The organism is Dactylosporangium sp. NPDC000244 (assembly GCF_040300725.1).
Taxonomy (GTDB): Bacteria; Actinomycetota; Actinomycetes; order Mycobacteriales; family Micromonosporaceae; genus Dactylosporangium.
In genome coordinates, this window is record NZ_JBEPEH010000018.1 from 64,282 (window position 1) to 80,946 (window position 16,665).

Consider the following 16,665-nt stretch of genomic DNA (forward strand, 5'->3'; position numbering starts at 1 on the left):
GCGTTCCACAGGCGACAGCCAGGAGGAGACCCGGCGACCCCGCACCGGACCAGGAGGGCGACCGTGGCGCAGCAACCCGCGGTTGACCCGGATCTCCTGCGCGGCTTCACGATCGCGGTCGTCGGCCACCGTCGCCGCCACCGCGTCGCCGACCTGCTCGAGCGGCACGGGGCCCGGATCGTGTCGGTCCAGGGCGTCCGGGCGGTGCCGCAGCCGGACGCGGCGGTGCTGCGCCGGGCCACGGCCGCCTGCCTGCACACGCCGCCGGACGACGTGGTGTTCTCCTCCGCCGCCGGGGCACGGGCCTGGCTGCGGGCGGCGCCCGACCCGGACCGTCTGCTCAAGATCCTGCGCGCCGCCCGGCTGCTGGCCGCCGACGCCCGCACGGCCGACGCGCTGCGGGCCGCCGGCCTGCGCGACGTGCTGTCGACCGAGACCGGCACCGCCGACGGCGTGTACCGGCACGTGCTGGCCGCCCGGGCCGGCGGGCGGCGGTTCGCGGTCCAGCTCGACACGCCGGACCAGGCGGAGCACTGCCGGCGGCTGCGCATGAGCGGCGCCGACGTGGTGGAGGTGCCGACGTATGTCACGGCTCCGCCGAACGACGTCGTCGGCGTGCGCCGGATCGTCGAGCTGATGGGGCGCCGGCAGGTCGACGCGGTCGCCTGGCTCGACCCGGTCGCGGCCGGGCACATCCTGCGCTTCGCCGACGCGCACGGGCGTCTGCCGGCGGTGGCCGCCCAGCTCGGCGTCCACATCCCGGTCGTCTGCCGCGGCCGGCTCGGCGCTGCGGTGCTGCACCGCCACGGGGTGGAGGCGACGATCGCACCGATGCCGTTCGACGAGGAGACGGCCGCGGTGCTGGCCCGGTCGGTGCTCGACCGGGCCGTGCACGCCACCGTCGGCGGCCGGGCCCTGGAGGTGCGCGGGCACGCGGCGCTGCTGGACGGGGCGCTCTACCCCATCCAGCAGAGCCCGGTCGAGGTGCTGCGGCTGCTGGCCGCCGAGCCGGGCAAGGTGCTCTCCAGCGCGGACATCCGGCGGCGCCTGCCCAGCCCGGCCGACGTCGACGACCACGCCATCGAGATGGCGGTGTCCCGGCTGCGGCGGTCCCTGCCGGACGTCGGCCTCGTCCAGACGGTGATCAAGCGGGGGTACCGGCTGGCGGTCTGATGCCCGCTAGGTGTTGCGGCGCAGGCGGCGCAGCTGGAGCAGCGCGATCGGCACGACGAGCACGAACAGCAGCACGGCCAGCGCCGAGCCGCGGCCGCTGTCGTAGGACCGGAACGCCTGGTTGTACATCTCCAGGGCCAGGACGCTGCTCTCGAACTGCCCGCCGGTCGACGTGCGCACGATGTCGAAGACCTTCAGCGTGGCGATGGTGATGGTCACGATGACGACCACGACGGTCGGGCGGATGCTGGGCATCGTCACCCACCAGAACATCTGCCGCGGGCCGGCCCCGTCCAGTCGGGCCGCCTCCGCGATCTCCACCGGCACGTTCTTGATCGCGGCCGACAGCACGACCGTGGCGAAACCGGCCTGGATCCAGACCAGCGTGACGATCATGTAGAAGGTGTTGCCCGGGGCGTCGGTCAGGAACCGCTGCGGCCGGCCGCCCACCGCGACGATCACCTGGTTGAGCAGGCCGATCTGGTCCTGGCCGGCGTCGCGGTAGGCGTAGACGAACTTCCAGATGATCGTCGCGCCGACGAACGAGATCGCCATCGGCATGAAGATCAGGGTGGTGGCGAGCCGTTCCCGGCGGGAGTTGTTGACGAGCACGGCGTAGGCCAGACCGACCACTGTGGACGCCAGCGGCACACACACCACCCACAGCAGGGTGTTGCGCAGCATCAGCAGGGTGTCGTCGTCGGTGACGATCCACGCGTAGTTGTCCACGCCGACGAAGGAGTCGCCGGCGGCGTCGAAGAACGAGAGGTACAGCGTCCGCAGCATCGGGAAGGCGAGCCCGGCGCTCAGCAGCAGGAGGGTCGGGCCGAGGAAGACGGCGACGTACCACGGCCGGCCGCGGCGGCCCCGGCCGAGCACCGCGTCGAGGCGCAGGACGACGAGCGCGACCGCCAGCATGAACGCGCCCATGTACAGCAGGGCCGTCACGATCTTGCGGCCCTCGCCGAGGAGATCGAGCCCGGCCATCAGCGGCCGTCCCCGGGCGCCGGTTGGACCTGGACCGACCAGCGCGACCCCCGCTCGGCGCCGACCAGGACGACGACCGTGCGAGGGGCCTGCCGGATCGTCAGCTCCCGGATGCGGGCCGTGTGGTCCGGCTCCGCGGTGTCGCAGATGACGACGACCGGCTCGGTTGCCGACGGGAAGCCGGCGGCGTCGGCCAGGGACGCCACCGCGTGCACGTCCGGAAGGGTGGGGCCGGCCGCCGGGCCCACGACCACGACCGCCACGCCCGCCTCGGCGAGCTGGCGGGCGAGGCCGGCCGCGAGACGGCGGGCGCTGGGCGTCGGGCCGGTGAGGGTGAGCACGTCGGGGGCCTGGGCCAGGTCGGCACACAGCGCCGCGTCATCGGTCCAGCCGAGCGCGACGACGGTGGGCCGTGGCGGGCGTTCGGCGTCCGGGTCGAGCCAGAGCCACGCGGGTTCGTCGTGGTGACCGCGGCGGCCGGCGAGCCGGACGACCGCCCGGTCCTGCCCGGTCAGGGACATGACCTCGGCCTCGATGACGTCGCCGTCCGGCTGGTCGCCGGGTCCTGGCCGGTCCGGCGCCGGTCGTCGTCCCGGGACCGGCGGTGGCGGCGGTGGTTCGGCCTCGGCCGGGTAGTCGAGCAGCCGGCCGGGGACCTCCGGGCGGTCCCATGCGTCGGCATCGGTCGTGGCCGGCCCGGCCGGCACGGGTTCGTGCCGCCACGCCCGCCCGCGCGTGCGCAGCAGCAGCCACAGCGCCGCGACCAGGACGACGATGAGCACCACGGCCATGAGCGGCCGGTGCTGCCCACCGCCTCCGGTCGCCGCCTGCGGGGCCGGCCCGTCGGTGGGCGGGAAGCCGGGCGGTGGCCCGTCGTGGACACCTGGGCCGGCCGCGTCGGGCGGCAGGAGCAGGACCCAGCCGGGCCGCAGCGTCGCCGGGTCGCTGAGCTGCCCGCCGTCGGGCTGCGGCCGCCCCGCGTTGAGCTGCAGGATCTCGGTGTAGCGCCGGCCGTTGCCCAGGGTGCGGGCCGCGATGTCGAACAGGAACTCGTTGCGCCCGTTCACCGGCGGGCCGACGACGTAGTACTTCCCCACACCAGCGCTCGGCGCGTGCGCCACGGCCGGCGGGCCGGGGACGACGGAGCCGAGCACGACGGCGGCGAGCGCCGCGACCAGCGCCCGCGTCCACCGGATCCGTAAGAGCATCGTCGTCTTCCTCAGCCGGCCGGGTGCGTCTCGTGCCGCGGCGGCAGGTGCCCGAGCTCGATGGCCAGCCGGGTCAGCTCGGCCTTGTTGCTCACCTTCAGCTTGGCCCGGATCCGCTTGGCGTAGGTGTTCACGGTCGCCGGCGACAGCCCCATCCGGGTCGCGACCTGGGCGTGGGTGTAGCCCAGCGCGATCCAGCGCAGCGTCTCGATCTCCCGGGGAGCGAGGCCGTTCGGGTCCTCGTCGGCCGGGCGGGCCAGCTCGGCCCGGAACTGCTCGACGAGCCGCGGGCACACGTAGAAGCCACCCTGGGACACCACACGCAGCGCGTCACGGACCGCCTGCTGCTCGGTCCGGCGGGTGATGCACCCGCGGGCCCCGGCGCGCACGGCCGCGGTCAGCGCCGGCGGCTGCTCCCAGGTCGAGCAGATCAGCGGATGGCCGATGCGGGCCACCGTGGCGATCACGTCGACGATCACCGTCCGCGCCCGCAGCGGCAGGTCGAGGATCACGATGTCGAACGTGCGGTCCAGCGCGTCCACCGAGGCCACGCTGGCCAGCACGGCCAGGCTCCCGTCCTCCGAGATGAGCTTCTCCATCCCAGCCCGGGATACCGGCTGGTCACCCACGATCGCGGCGGTGAGCACCAGTATTTTCCTGCCTTTCGCGGGGTCGTCGCCGTCCCCTGAAGGACGGCTGGTGACGGACGCCGGTTCACGGACGTCCGGGATCGGCGTGCAGGTACAGCGACACCACGGCGACCCGGTCGGCGCCGGGGGCCGTCAGCCGGGCCAGCACGGTGCAGGATCTGGCCGCGCCGACGGGCCGCCGCCGGCCGAACACCACGGTCGGGGCGCTCCCGTGGGGGGCGGCGACGGCGGTACGGCCGGCACCGAACCGGGCCTCGAGGCCGGCGACCGGCACGTCGCCGGTGAGCACTGCGGTGACGAAGGCGACCCGGTCGGTGCCGCCCCGCTCGAGCACCAGCTCCAGCTGCTCCACGCCCTCCGGCGCCGGGCAGCACAGCTGCGACCCGACGCGGGTGACGAGGGCGCTGTCGATCCCGAGCGCGGCCATCACGTCGGCCGACGCCAGGGACGGGGCCTCGCACACGGCATCCGCCCAGTGCACGAACTCGATCACGGCCGACCGTCCTTCCCCGGGGTCCGGCATGACCCCCAGGGAACGTCCCGGTGATGCGTGCCGGTTCACGTGAACCGGGACCCCTCCCGGCTCCGTTCCCCAGGCGACACACACTCGTTCGAGACCGGAAGAGGGTCGGCACCGAACATGGCGATGCCACAGCGGCGACGACGCGGCCTCACAGCCTGCCTGCTCATCCTGTCCATCGCGGCACTGGCCCTGACCGCCGCCGGCCCGGCCGCGGCGCGGGCGCCGTCCGACGAGTTCGTCAAGTACTACGTCGTGGCCGCCGCCCGGACCGGCGGCACCGAGACCCTGTACCAGATCGCCGAGCGTCTGCTGGGCAGCACGTCGCGGTTCACCGAGATCATGGACCGCAACCAGGGTCGCCGCCAGCCCGACGGCGGCGCGCTCAGCGACCCGGCCCGGCTCACGCCCGGCTGGGCGCTGGTCCTGCCCTGGGACGCCTACGGCGACGGCGTCCGGGTCGGCCTGCTGCCGACTACGATGCCCGCCGCGACCCAGAGCCCGGCGCCGAGGGCCACGACCGGCCCGTCCGCACCGGCGACGGCATCGGCCCCGCCGACCCCGGCCGGGTCCGGGCCGCCGGCGACGGCGAGCGGGTCGGCCTGCCAGGCCACCGGCGCGACCGCCTCCGGCCCCGACTGGGTGGGCTCCCGCATCGCCGTCACCGAGGCCTGGACCCGGACCAAGGGCGAGGGCACGACGGTCGCCGTCGTCGACTCCGGGGTCGACGCCAGCCTGACCCGGCTCGGCGAGCACGTCGTCGACGGCGCCGACATCGTCACCGGCGCGGCCGGCGGCAACGACGACTGCTTGGGCAGCGGTACCGCGATGGCCAGCCTGATCCTCGCCAAGCAGGTCGACGGCGGCGGCATGTACGGCGTCGCCCCGGACGCGACGGTCATGCCGATCCGGCTGATCGGCAGCGGCGGCGACCCGGCGCCGACCGACCAGGCGGTCGCGATCGACGTCGCCGTCACCACCGGCGCCCGGGTGATCGCGCTCGGCGCCTACGTCGACCCGGAGGCGCCGGACGTGGCCCGGGCCATCGCCAACGCGACCGACCACGACGTCGTGGTCGTGGTCGGTGCGCCGGTCGGCGCGGCCGCGACCGCCGCCGGCGAGGCCCGCCCCGGCGTCCTGCGGGTGGCGGCCGTCGGGCCGGACGGCAGGCGGGCCGCCGACTACCGGGCGGGCGCCGTCGACGTGGCCGCCCCCGGTGTCGAGGTGCAGTACCTCGGCCCCACCGGCACGGGCACCCGGAGGGGAACCGGCACCCAGTACGCGGTGGCGGTGGTCGCCGGCCAGGCCGCCCTCGTGCGCTCGGCGCACCCGAAGCTCTCGGCGGCCCAGGTGGCCGACCGGATCAGGTCGACCGCCGAGCAGCCCTCCGGCCTGATCAACGTCGCCGCGTCGGTCGCCCGCGACCTGCCGGCCCCGTCGGTCGCGGGTGCGCCGCCGGGCGACTCGTCCGGCGGCTCCGGCGGCACGCTGCTGGTGGTGCTGATGGTCGTGGTGGCGGTCGCCGCCGTCGCGCTGGTCCTGGTCCGGGTGCGCGGCATGGTGCGCGGCCGCGCGGCCGCGCGCGACCGTGCCGACGGCGACGCCGACGCGCACCCGATCGAGGCGCCGGCGCCGGTGCCGGAGGTCCACCATGGTCGCGGCTGAGCCGGACCGGGCGGCCCGGGCCGCCCGGCTCGAGGCAATGACGGTGCGCGGCGAGTTCGTGCGCGCCTACACCGAGCACCTCGGGCCGCGCCCGGCCAGCGAGCTGAGCTCGGCCCGGCTGCCGACCCTGCTCACCGTCGCCGCGCTGACCGCGGCCGGCGCCCTGGTCGTCGGCGTCTTCTGGCAGATGCTCAGCCCCCGGCAGGGCAAGGCCGTCGCCGCGGGCACGACGGCGGCGAGCGCCACGGCCGTCGCCGGGTGGGGCTGCCGCAGCGCCGGCGACCGTGGCTTCGAGGCGCACGGCCGCACCGCGCAGTGGCTGACCGTCCCCGGCGGTGGCTGGTCGGATGGCGGCTGCAACGGCACCTTCCAGACCATTCCGGCGAGCGGCCAGGCCGGCGCCGACGACCCTGGGCAGTTCGCGATGTTCTGGTTCGCGGTGCCGTCCGCGGTCGAGTGTGCGATCGAGGTGTACGTCCCGCAGGCCCCCGACGCCGGCATCACGGCCATCGCCGCGCACTATGCCGTGCACGCCGGGCGCGGCGGCACCGCCTACGCCGAGTTCGTCCTCGACCAGACGGCCCGCCGCGGCCAGTGGGTCGCGGCAGGGTCATTCCCGGTGAAGCCGCCGGAGCTCGCCGTCCGGATCACCAACCGCGGCCCGGACGGGCGGATCGCCGTGTCGCAGGTCCGGGTCACGTGCGGCTCGGCCGGCCGGTCGGTGGCCCCGCGGAGCTCGTCGTGACCGCCACGTCCAACCCGAGCGCCGGGCCGCTGGAGCGGGTCTCGCAGCGCGTCTGGAGCCGCCACCGCACGATCGGCGCCGCCGTCCGCGCGGCCAGGGACGGCGCGGTGATCGCCGTCGCCGGCGGGGTGTACCGCGAACGCCTGGTCCTGGACAAGACGGTGACGATCGTGGCCGACGACGACGGCGAGCGCGTCGAGCTGGTGCCGGTCGACGGCCCCGCCCTGGTCGTCACCGGCGCGGCGACGGTCCGCGGCCTGGTCCTGCGGGCCGGCGCGGACAGCGACCGTGCGCAGGCCCTCGTCGCCGTCACGGCCGGATCGCTGCGGCTGGAGGACTGCCAGATCGTCGGCGGCCCGGTCGCGGTGGAGGGGCGGGCCGCCGTCGAGCTGCGCGGCTGCGCGCTGCGGGCCGCCCCGACGGCCGGCCTGGTCGTCTCCGACGGCGGGCAGGTCACGGCCGACGGCCTGCAGGTCGAGGACATCGACGGCGTCGGCGTCTACGCGACCGGTGCCGGCGTCGTACGGCTGCACCACGCCCGGATCGTGCGGACCAACGGTCCGGGCGTGCAGGTGACCGGCTCGGCGAGCGTCACCCTCGAGCACACCGACCTGAGCCGGATCGTCGGACCGGCGCTCAGCGTCGACGGCGGAGCCCAGGCCCGGCTCGCCGACTGCCACATCCATGACGTCTCCGGCGACGGCGTGCAGGTCATGTCCAGCGCGCCGTTCCCGGCCGGCTGGTGGGACCCGCTGCGCCCCGAACGGGACCACGCCGGCGGCGACGAGGACCGGCTGCGCGAGCCCGACGGCGACGGCGGGGTGCGCATCGCGCGGTGCGAGGTCAGCCGCACCGGCGGGGCCGGCCTCGTCGTCGACGGCCCCGCCCAGGTCCTCGTCGAGCTGACCACGGTGGAGCAGTCCACCGGGGCCGGGGTGGTGGCCGGGCAGGACGCCCGGCTGGCGCTGCTCGACACGAAGATCGTCCGGCCGGGCGCGACGGCGCTGGCGATCCGGGACCGGGCCGAGGTCCGCGGCGCCGGCAGCGCCCTGCTCGACGCGGCGGCCAACGCCGTCTTCGCCGCCGGGTCGAGCCGCGCCGTGCTCACCGGGTGCGAACTCGCCCGGCCGGCGTTCAGCGCCGTGCACCTCAACGGCGAGGCCTCGCTCGCGCTGCTCGACGGCGCCATCGCCACCACCCCGGAGTACGGCGTGCGGGCCTCCGACCGGTCACTGCTGCGGCTGCGCGCCACGACGGTCGAGCACGCGCAGCTCGGCGGCGTGTGCGTCGACGGCACCGCCGACGCGTGGCTCGACGAGGTCCGCATAACCTCGTGCGGCACCGGCGTGCGGATCGACACGCCGCACCGGCCGCTGCTGGTCGGCTGCGAGATCACCGACATCGTGGAGACCGGGATCGAGGTGGCGGCCGGCTCGGGGCCGCAGCTGCGCGCCTGCCGGATCGTCAACTGCGGCGCCGCCGGCATCTTCGTCGACGCCGGGGCGACCCCGGCGATCGACGACTGCGAGGTGTCCGCCGTGGGTGGCACCGCGGTCGCCGTGTGGGGTGCCGCCGCGCCGATCGTGCGGGGCCTGACCGTGCGGGAGTGCAAGAAGAACGCGGTGTTCCTCGGCCCCGGCGCGCACGGCGTGCTCGACGGCTGCGACCTGTCCAGGAGCGAGTACCCGGCCCTGTTCGTCAGCGCCGGCGCCGACACCGTCATCCGCCGCTGCCACATCCACGACGTCGACGAGGACGTGAGTCTCGCCCCGGGCGCCGCCCCGGTGTTCGAGGACTGCTGGACCACGGCCGTCGTGCGCTCCGCGCTGCCCGCCTCGGCGTCCGCCCCGTCCGGCCCTTCCGGCTCCGCGGCCACGGCCGGGACCGGATCGGGGGCGCGCACGCCCGGCCGGCCGGCGCCCGCGGCGGCGGAGCCCGGGGAGACCCAGGAGGAGCTGCTGGCGAAGCTGGACCGGCTGGTCGGCCTCGTCCGGGTCAAGCAGGACGTCGGCACCCTGGTCCGGCTGGCCCTGATGGTCAAGCGCCGCCAGGACGCGGGCCTGTCCCCGCCGCCGATGTCGCGGCACCTCGTCTTCGCCGGCAACCCCGGCACCGGCAAGACCACCGTCGCCCGTCTCTACGGGCGGCTGCTGGCCGCGCTGGGCATGCTCGCCAAGGGCCACCTCGTCGAGGTCGACCGCGGCACCCTGGTCGGCGAGTACGTCGGGCACACCGCACCGCGGACCCAGGCGGCCTTCCGCCGGGCCCTCGGCGGGGTCCTGTTCATCGACGAGGCCTATGCGCTGACGCCCGGCGGGCAGGGCAACGACTTCGGCCAGGAGGCGATCTCGACCCTGGTCAAGCTCATGGAGGACCACCGGGAGGAGCTGGTCGTCATCGTGGCCGGCTATCCGCAGGAGATGCGCCAGTTCATCGACGCGAACCCCGGGCTGTCGTCGCGGTTCTCCCGCACGCTGACCTTCGACGACTACACCACCGAGGAGCTCGTGCAGATCGTCGAGCTGCAGGCGGTCGAGCACGACTACGCGCTCGCCCCGGACGCGCGGCAGCGGGTCTTCGACCACTTCGTGGCCGTGGCCCGCGGTCACGGCTTCGGCAACGGCCGGTACGCCCGCAAGGTGTTCCAGCGGATGACCGAGCGGCACGCCGACCGGGTCGCCGACCTGGCCGACGCGGGCACCGAGGACCTGCGCATCCTGGTCGGTCCGGACGCCGACGTCGACGCCGAGCCGGCGGGCTGACGGGTGAGCCGCCGCGCCTTCCACCGCCCGGCCCGGGCCGTGCTGCCGACGCTGCCGTCCGACCCGGTGAAGCTGCCGCTGCCACCGGAGATGCCGGCGGAGAACCCGCAGAACACCGCCTGGAGCCTGGTACTGCCCTTGCTGAGCAGCGTCGGCATGGCCGCCTACATGATCACGTTCGGCCGGCCCGAGCTGATCGTCATCGGCGTCGTGTTCTTCCTGACCTCGACCGGCGCCGTGCTCGGCATGCGCATCAGCCAGCGGGGCATCGGCGGGCGGGCGATGCGCAAGCAGCGGGCCCGCTACCGGGCCCACCTGCAGGCCGCCCGCGACCAGGCCCGCACCGTCGCCGCCGCCCAGCGCACCGTCGCCGCCCACCTGCACCCGGAGCCGGCCCGGCTGCACGCCATCGCCGTCGACGAGCGGCGGGTCTGGGAGCGGCGCCCCGGCGACGAGGACTTCCTGCGCGTCCGGGTCGGCACCGGCGAGGTCGGGCTGGCCACGCCGCTGCAGCTCGACCCGAAGCTCGACCCGCTCGGCGACTACGACTGGCACTCGCTGCAGGCCGCGAAGCGGCTCGTCGCGCGCATGGCCCACGTCGCGGGGCAGCCGGTCACCGTGGACCTCGCCGACGCCGGCGTGGTCAGCGTCCTCGGCCCGCCCGCCCGCACCCACGAGCTGATCCGCGCGCTGCTCTGCCAGCTCGCCGTGCATCACGCGCCGGACGACGTCCTGGTCGCCGTCGACACCTCCGGCGGCGGCGAGTGGGGCTGGGCCAAGTGGCTGCCGCACACGTTCGAGCCGCAGGCCCGCGGCCCGGCCGGGGGCCGGTCGCTGATCACCGACGTGCCGGAGCACCTCGACGACTTCCTCGCCGCGCAACTGCGCCAACGCGCCGACGCGCACGCCAGCCGCCGGCTGGTCGGGTCGGGCGACCCGCGGCCACCCCAGCAGCGCCTCCTCCTCGTCGTCACCGGCTTCGTGCCGTTCTCCGACTGGGGCCGCTCCGAGCTGCTGCACGGGCTGCTCACCGGCGCCGGCGCCAATCTCGGCATCACCCTGGTGTTCGTCGTCGAGCGGGAGACCGACGAGCCCGGCCGGGTCGACCTGCAGATCCGCTTCGACGAGCACGACCACCTCGTCCTCGAACGGCGCTCCGGCGGCGCGCCCGGGCCGCGCGGCGCGGTCGGTGACCACGTTCCCGTCCGGCTGGCCGAGCTCATCGCCCGGCGGCTGGCCCCGCTGCGGCTGTCGGACGAGCCGGACCAGATCCTGGCCCGCACGGTGTCGCTGGCCGAGATGGTGCTCGCCGGCGACCCGGCGACGGCCGACATCGCCGCCAACTGGGCCGGTGTCGAGGACGCCGGGCTGCTGCGCACGCCGATCGGTACCGACGGCGAGGGTCTCCCGGTCGTGCTGGACGTCAAGGAGTCGGCGCAGGGCGGCTCGGGCCCGCACGGGCTCGTCGTCGGCGCGACCGGGTCCGGCAAGAGCGAGCTGCTGCGGACCCTGGTCACCGGGCTGGCCCTGCGGCACTCGCCCGACGTGCTCAGCTTCGTGCTCATCGACTTCAAGGGCGGGGCCACGTTCGCGCCGCTCACCGACCTGCCGCACGTCGCCGGCCTGATCACCAACCTGGCCGACGACGCCGCGACGATCGACCGGGTGCTGGCCGCCCTGACCGGGGAGCAGCAGCGGCGGCAACGGATGCTGCGCGACGCCGGCAATGTCGACACGGTCCGGGAGTACCAGCGGCGGTGGTCCGCCGGCGAGCCCGGCCCGGATGGGCGGACCCTGGAGCCGCTGCCGTACCTGCTCATCATCGTCGACGAGTTCAGCGAGCTGCTGTCCGGCCGCCCCGAGTTCGTCGACCTGTTCGTGCAGATCGGCCGGGTCGGCCGCAGCATCGGCATGCACCTGCTGCTGGCGACCCAGCGGCTGGAGGAGGGGCGGCTGCGCGGCCTCGACTCGCACCTGTCCTACCGGATCTGCCTGCGCACGTTCAGCGCCAACGAGAGCCGCGCGGTCATCGGCACGCAGGACGCCTACCAGCTGCCGCCGATTCCCGGCTCGGCGTACCTGAAGGTCGACGAGTCGATCTACACCCGGCTGCGGGTGGCGCACGTGTCGTCCGCCTACGTCAGCGCCACCGACCGCTCCGCGGCCGGCCCGGCCGAGGCCCGGATCGTCGTGTTCGGCCTCCGCGCGGCCGGCGAGGCGGCCGAGGCGGCCGAGGCGGCCGATACGGTACCGCCGGCGCCCGCCACCGCAGGCCCCGGCGCACCGACGGAGTTGCAGGTCGTCGTGGACCGGATGCGGTCGCTGACCGCGCCCGGCCACCAGGTCTGGCTGCCGCCGCTGCCCCCGGCCCTGGCCCTCGACCACCTCATCGGCGCGCCGTCGGTGCAGGCCGGGCGCGGCTACGTGTCGCGGCTGTGGCCGGTGTCGGAGCCGCTGCGGATCCCGATCGGCGTCATCGACATGCCGCTGCGCCAGGAGCAGGAGTCGCTGCTGATGGACTTCGCCGGCGCGCACGGGCACCTGGCCGTCGTCGGCGCGCCGCAGACGGGCCGCAGCACCCTGCTGCGCACCATCATGCTGGCCGGCATGCTCACCCACACCCCGGACGAGATGCAGTTCTACGCCATCGACTTCGGTGGGGGCACCCTGCACCCGTTCGCCGCCGCCCCGCACGTCGGCGGCGTCGCCGGCCGTAACGACCCGGAGCTGACCGCCCGCATGCTGGCCGAGCTGCGGGCCCTGATCGGCGAGCGGGAGCGGCTGTTCCGCCGGCTCGGCATCGACTCGATCGCCGAGTTCCGGGCGCGGCGGCAGGCCGGGCGGCTGCCGGCCGGGGCCCGGGCCGCGGACGTGTTCCTGCTCATCGACAACTGGGGCGCGATGCGGGCCGAGCACGACGGCGCCGACCAGATCCTCACCGAGATCGCGGCCCGCGGCCTGGGCGCCGGACTGCACATCGTGCTCACCAGCGGCCGGTGGGCCGACCTGCGGGCCGCGCTGCGCGACAGCATCGGCAGCCGGTTCGAGCTGCGGCTCAACGACCCCAACGAATCCGACGTCAACCGGCGGCTGGCCGCCCGGCTGCCGTCGAACGCACCCGGCCGGGGGCTGGTCCAGCCGGGCCTGCAGTTCCAGCTCGTGCTGCCCCGGGTCGACGGCGCCGACACCACCGGCGGCCTGCGCGAGGCCCAGGAGGACGTGCTGGCCAAGATCGCGGCGGGCTGGACCGGACCGGCGGCGCCGCCGATCCGGCTGCTGCCGGCCCGCGTCGCCGTGTCGGAGCTGGAGCCGGGCACGGGGGAGGGCGTACCCGTCGGGATCGCCGAGGCCGACCTGCGACCCGTCGCCATCGACCTGAGCGGCCAGGAGCGGCACCTGGTCGTCTACGGCGACGTCGGCTCCGGCAAGAGCACCGCCCTGCACACGTGGCTCACCGGGCTCACCGGCCGGTACACCGGCGACGAGGTCCGGGTCGTCCTGCTCGACTACCGGCGCTCGCTCATGGACGTGGTGCCGGCCGGGCACCTCGGCGCGTACGCCGGCGATCCGGCCCGGGCCCAGGTCTACGTCCAGCAGGTCGTCGAGAAGCTCAGCCAGCGGCAGCCGCCGGCGGGCATCACCCCGGCCCAGCTGAAGGCCCGCGACTGGTGGACCGGCGCCGACATCTACGTCGTCGTCGACGACTACGACCTCGTCGGCGTCGGCGCGCAGAACGTGCTCGCCCCGCTGGTGCCGTTCATCCCGATGGCGAACGAGGTCGGCCTGCACCTGGTGCTGGCCCGCCGGGTCACCGGCCTCACCCGCACCGCGATGGGCGACCAGGTCATGTCCCGCATCCGCGACCTGGGCTGCGCCGGGCTGGTGCTGTCCGGCGACCCGCGCGAGGGCGTGGTGACCGGCGACGTGCGGGCCGCGCCGCGGCCGCCCGGCCGCGGCGTGCTGGTCGTGCGGGGCCGCCCGCCCCGGCTGGTGCAGGTGGCCGTGGCCGACGACCGTGCGCCGGCCGAGCCGGTCGCCGCCGGGTAGCCGGACCGGAAGGAGGAGAACCGTGGCCGACGATCTGAGCCGGGTGACCGTCATCGGCGAGGGCAGGCGCATCGACGTGGCCGTGCCCGCCGCGACCCCGATCGGCGAGTACGTGCCGAGGCTTGCCCGGATGTGCGGGCAGCACCACGACCCGATGCTGCCGCCGGCGTGGTCGCTCGCCGTCGCCGGGGAGCGGCCGTTTCCGCTGAGCGCGTCGCTGAGCGAGCTGGCCGTCGACGACGGGCAGGTGCTCTACCTGCGCGACCTGGCCCGCGAGCCGGGCGAGGCGCCGCGCGTGGAGGACCTCGACGAGATCGTCGAGCTGGAGACCCGCCAGAGCCGCCGGCGGCTGGTGTGGCGCGGGCCGGGCGTGCTCGTCTTCGGGCTGCTCGCCACGACCGTCCTGGCGGCCTGGCTCAGCTGGCACCCGGCCGCCGCCGCGCCGGTCGCCGTCTGGCTCACCCTGCTCGCCCTGCTGCTGGTCGGGCTGGCGTGGCTGCTCGGGCAGCGCGGCACGGCCGTCGCGCGGCCGCTGCGCCTGGCCGTCGCCCTGACGTCGGTGCCCTGCCTGGCCGTGGCCGGGGAGACGGTCGCCGAGCACCTCGGCGGCCCCGGCGCTCGCTGGGCCGGGCTGGTCGCCGGGGGCAATCTGGCCGGGCTCATCGTGCTGGCCGCCATGGCCGACGTGGTGCTGGCCGTGGTGGCGATCCACCTGGCGGTCGTCGGCGGCACCCTCGCCGTGCTCATGTGGGTCGGTGCCAACCGGGTGCAGGCCGCCGGCTTCGTCGTGCTGGCCGCCTTCGGGATCTTCGGGGTCGTACGCCGGACCGCCGCGACGATGGCCGCCTGGGCCAGCGGGTCGATGCGCACCCGCGCGGCGGCCGCCGACGCGACCGTCGGCCTGGTCCACGAGTCCGGGCGGCTGCTGACCCTGCTGCTGGTGCTGCCGGCCGGCGCGATGGTGCTCGCCCTGCCGATCCTCGCCATGTCCGGCGGCTGGTGGGCGGTCGCGCTGGCCGCAACGGCGAGCGCCGGGCTGCTCGCCCGGGCCTGGCTGGCCGGCCTGCCGGGGGAGATGCTGCTGTTCACCGGCGGCGGCCTCACCGGCGTGTTCTTCGTCCTGGCCGCCGCGGCCGGGATGCTGTCCATGTCGCTGGGCATGTCCTCGGCGATGTACGTCGTGGCGGCCGTCGCGCTGATCGGGGCTGGCGTGGCCATGACCCTGTACGGCCCGGAGGACCCGACCGCGCCGAGCACCACCCGGCCACCGCGCCGCCGGACCCCCGCCGCCGTCGTGAGCACGGTGTGCAGCGTGCTCGTCGCGCCGCTGGCGATGGGCGTCTTCGGCGTCCTGCGCGACCTTGTGGAGCTGGGCCGCGGCCTGTTCTGACCCAAGCCCGTCCACCGAACGAAGGGAAACGACCCATGGGGCAACCGACACCGGACGACATCGGCCCGGCGCTGCCGGCCGGGCTCGTGGTGACACGCTACGACGACCAGGGGCGCCCGGCCGCCGGGTTCCTGCCCCGCCGGGGCGACGCGCCGGGCCGCGCCGTCACGATCGCCTACACCGAGGCCGGCCGGCCGTCGTGGGCATTCGTGGACCCGCCGGTGACCGCCGACCCGATCGGCCGGGTGGCCCGCCGGATCCACGAGGTGAGCCGGGCGTGGCCGGTGCCGTCCCGCCCCGCCGCACGGCCGGTGCTGCGCCATGACGGGGGCCGGCATGGGCACTGAAATCACGTACCACGACGGCTTCATGGTGATGACCGATGACGACGGCACGGCCACCACCTACAAGGCCGACGGGGCGGGCAAGTGGATCCCGATCCAGTTGGAGTCCGAGGGCTGGCGGTACCAGCTGGACTCGCACGGCAACCCGGTCAGCGGCGAGAAGCTCGACGACAAGGGCAACCCGATCACCGACCCGAAGCTGCAGGAGACGGTGACGATCGTCAACGTCTACGACCGGCAGGGCGAGCTGACCGGCAGCACCTGGAACTACAGTGACGGCTCCGTCGTGGTCCGCGACGGACACGGGGTCCCGACGTCGATGACCGCCGACGGCTGGACGTTCGACACGTTCAACGCCGACGGTCATCCGCTGTCCGGCCACAAGGGTGAGCTGACCGTCACCATCACCTACACCGACGACGGCAAGGTCGTCTGGGACCTCGGCAAGGACCTGCCGAAGCTCACCTACGACGACGAGGGAAACCTCGAGCGCATGGAGGGCTCGGACGGCTGGGTCTACGACCGGTTCGACAAGGACGGCTTTCCGCTGCACGGCGTCAACACGGCGGCGAAGCTCACCGTCGACATCAGCCGGCTCGGCGACGGCTCCTGGGAGTACGACTACTCCGACGGCTCCACGCTCATCACCGACGAGCACGGGGTGCCGATCGAACAGTGGGTGCCGGACGGCCAGGGCGGCTTCCTCGACCTCGTCTTCTCGGTCGATCTGGCCAAGATGCGCGACACGATCGAGCTGACCACGAAGCATCAGGCCGGCATCCTCGCCTCGTTCGACTCGCTCAGCAAGAAGGCCGCCGCGGCGGCGGGGGCCTGGCAGAGCCCGGCCGGCCGGTCCTACGAGGCCCTCGTCGGGGACGTCGAGGGCGTCGCGAGAAGGTTCAACGCCCTGTTCGACGAGGCGTTGCGCCGGCTGAAGACCGCCTACGACAGTTACGTCGAGGTCGAAGGCACCAACTACGAGAACCTGAAGTCGCCGCCGTCGAAGCAGGACTGGACGAGACCTCCGTACGAGCCGCACGAGACCTCGGCCGCCCCGTCGACCAGGAACGACGTGGTCGCGGCCCGGCCATGACGGCGGTCCGACGTCCACTGTGGAAGGACATGCGCCGGTACCGCGAAGAGGGCACTGTGCCGGCCCGGCACCACCTGCAAC

12 protein-coding genes are annotated in these 16,665 nt (G+C 75.1%); 8 read left to right on the forward strand and 4 right to left on the reverse strand.

The features are described 5' to 3' along the window. The first annotated feature begins 63 nt into the window (after positions 1 to 63). Positions 64 to 1,173, forward strand: coding sequence for a uroporphyrinogen-III synthase (locus ABT369_RS25670; protein WP_350615562.1), 1,110 nt, complete (start codon positions 64 to 66; stop codon positions 1,171 to 1,173). Positions 1,174 to 1,179: 6 nt separating this feature from the next. Here the strand turns inward: ABT369_RS25670 and ABT369_RS25675 are convergent, their stop codons facing one another. The 4 genes from ABT369_RS25675 to ABT369_RS25690 form a co-directional block, all read right to left on the reverse strand. Next, positions 1,180 to 2,160, reverse strand: a complete 981-nt coding sequence (locus tag ABT369_RS25675) for a carbohydrate ABC transporter permease (protein WP_350615564.1) — start codon at positions 2,158 to 2,160, stop codon at positions 1,180 to 1,182. Further along, complete coding sequence (locus tag ABT369_RS25680; protein WP_350615566.1) at positions 2,160 to 3,368, reverse strand: hypothetical protein; 1,209 nt, start codon at positions 3,366 to 3,368, stop codon at positions 2,160 to 2,162. The genes ABT369_RS25675 and ABT369_RS25680 overlap by 1 nt, the downstream gene beginning before the upstream one ends. 11 nt (positions 3,369 to 3,379) lie before the next feature. Continuing rightward, entirely contained in the window at positions 3,380 to 3,967 is a 588-nt protein-coding gene (locus ABT369_RS25685; RefSeq protein WP_350615568.1) for a response regulator transcription factor, read from the reverse strand. Positions 3,968 to 4,082: 115 nt separating this feature from the next. Next, complete coding sequence (locus ABT369_RS25690) at positions 4,083 to 4,511, reverse strand: hypothetical protein (RefSeq protein WP_350615570.1); 429 nt, start codon at positions 4,509 to 4,511, stop codon at positions 4,083 to 4,085. Positions 4,512 to 4,658: 147 nt separating this feature from the next. Between ABT369_RS25690 and ABT369_RS25695 the strand changes: the two genes are divergently transcribed. The 7 genes from ABT369_RS25695 to ABT369_RS25725 are packed head-to-tail and all read left to right on the forward strand — an operon-like array spanning position 4,659 to position 16,584. Continuing rightward, positions 4,659 to 6,203 (forward strand): S8 family serine peptidase, encoded by a 1,545-nt coding sequence (locus ABT369_RS25695; protein WP_350615572.1) that lies wholly within the window; start codon positions 4,659 to 4,661, stop codon positions 6,201 to 6,203. Next, positions 6,190 to 6,948, forward strand: coding sequence for a carbohydrate-binding protein (locus ABT369_RS25700; protein WP_350615573.1), 759 nt, complete (start codon positions 6,190 to 6,192; stop codon positions 6,946 to 6,948). Before ABT369_RS25695 ends, ABT369_RS25700 begins: the two co-directional genes overlap by 14 nt. Next, complete coding sequence (locus tag ABT369_RS25705) at positions 6,945 to 9,710, forward strand: right-handed parallel beta-helix repeat-containing protein (RefSeq protein WP_350615574.1); 2,766 nt, start codon at positions 6,945 to 6,947, stop codon at positions 9,708 to 9,710. Before ABT369_RS25700 ends, ABT369_RS25705 begins: the two co-directional genes overlap by 4 nt. 3 nt (positions 9,711 to 9,713) lie before the next feature. Next, positions 9,714 to 13,757 carry a type VII secretion protein EccCa gene (gene eccCa / locus ABT369_RS25710; RefSeq protein ID WP_350615576.1) on the forward strand — a complete coding sequence of 1,348 codons (4,044 nt, stop codon included), beginning with the start codon at positions 9,714 to 9,716 and terminating at the stop codon, positions 13,755 to 13,757. Between the two features lie 22 nt (positions 13,758 to 13,779). Beyond that, positions 13,780 to 15,147: an EsaB/YukD family protein gene (locus ABT369_RS25715; protein ID WP_350615578.1), complete on the forward strand. Its 1,368-nt coding sequence runs from the start codon at positions 13,780 to 13,782 to the stop codon at positions 15,145 to 15,147. Between the two features lie 35 nt (positions 15,148 to 15,182). Then, positions 15,183 to 15,494 carry a hypothetical protein gene (locus tag ABT369_RS25720; RefSeq protein WP_350615580.1) on the forward strand — a complete coding sequence of 104 codons (312 nt, stop codon included), beginning with the start codon at positions 15,183 to 15,185 and terminating at the stop codon, positions 15,492 to 15,494. Beyond that, entirely contained in the window at positions 15,484 to 16,584 is a 1,101-nt protein-coding gene (locus ABT369_RS25725; protein WP_350615582.1) for a hypothetical protein, read from the forward strand. Before ABT369_RS25720 ends, ABT369_RS25725 begins: the two co-directional genes overlap by 11 nt. Positions 16,585 to 16,665: the final 81 nt, after the last annotated feature.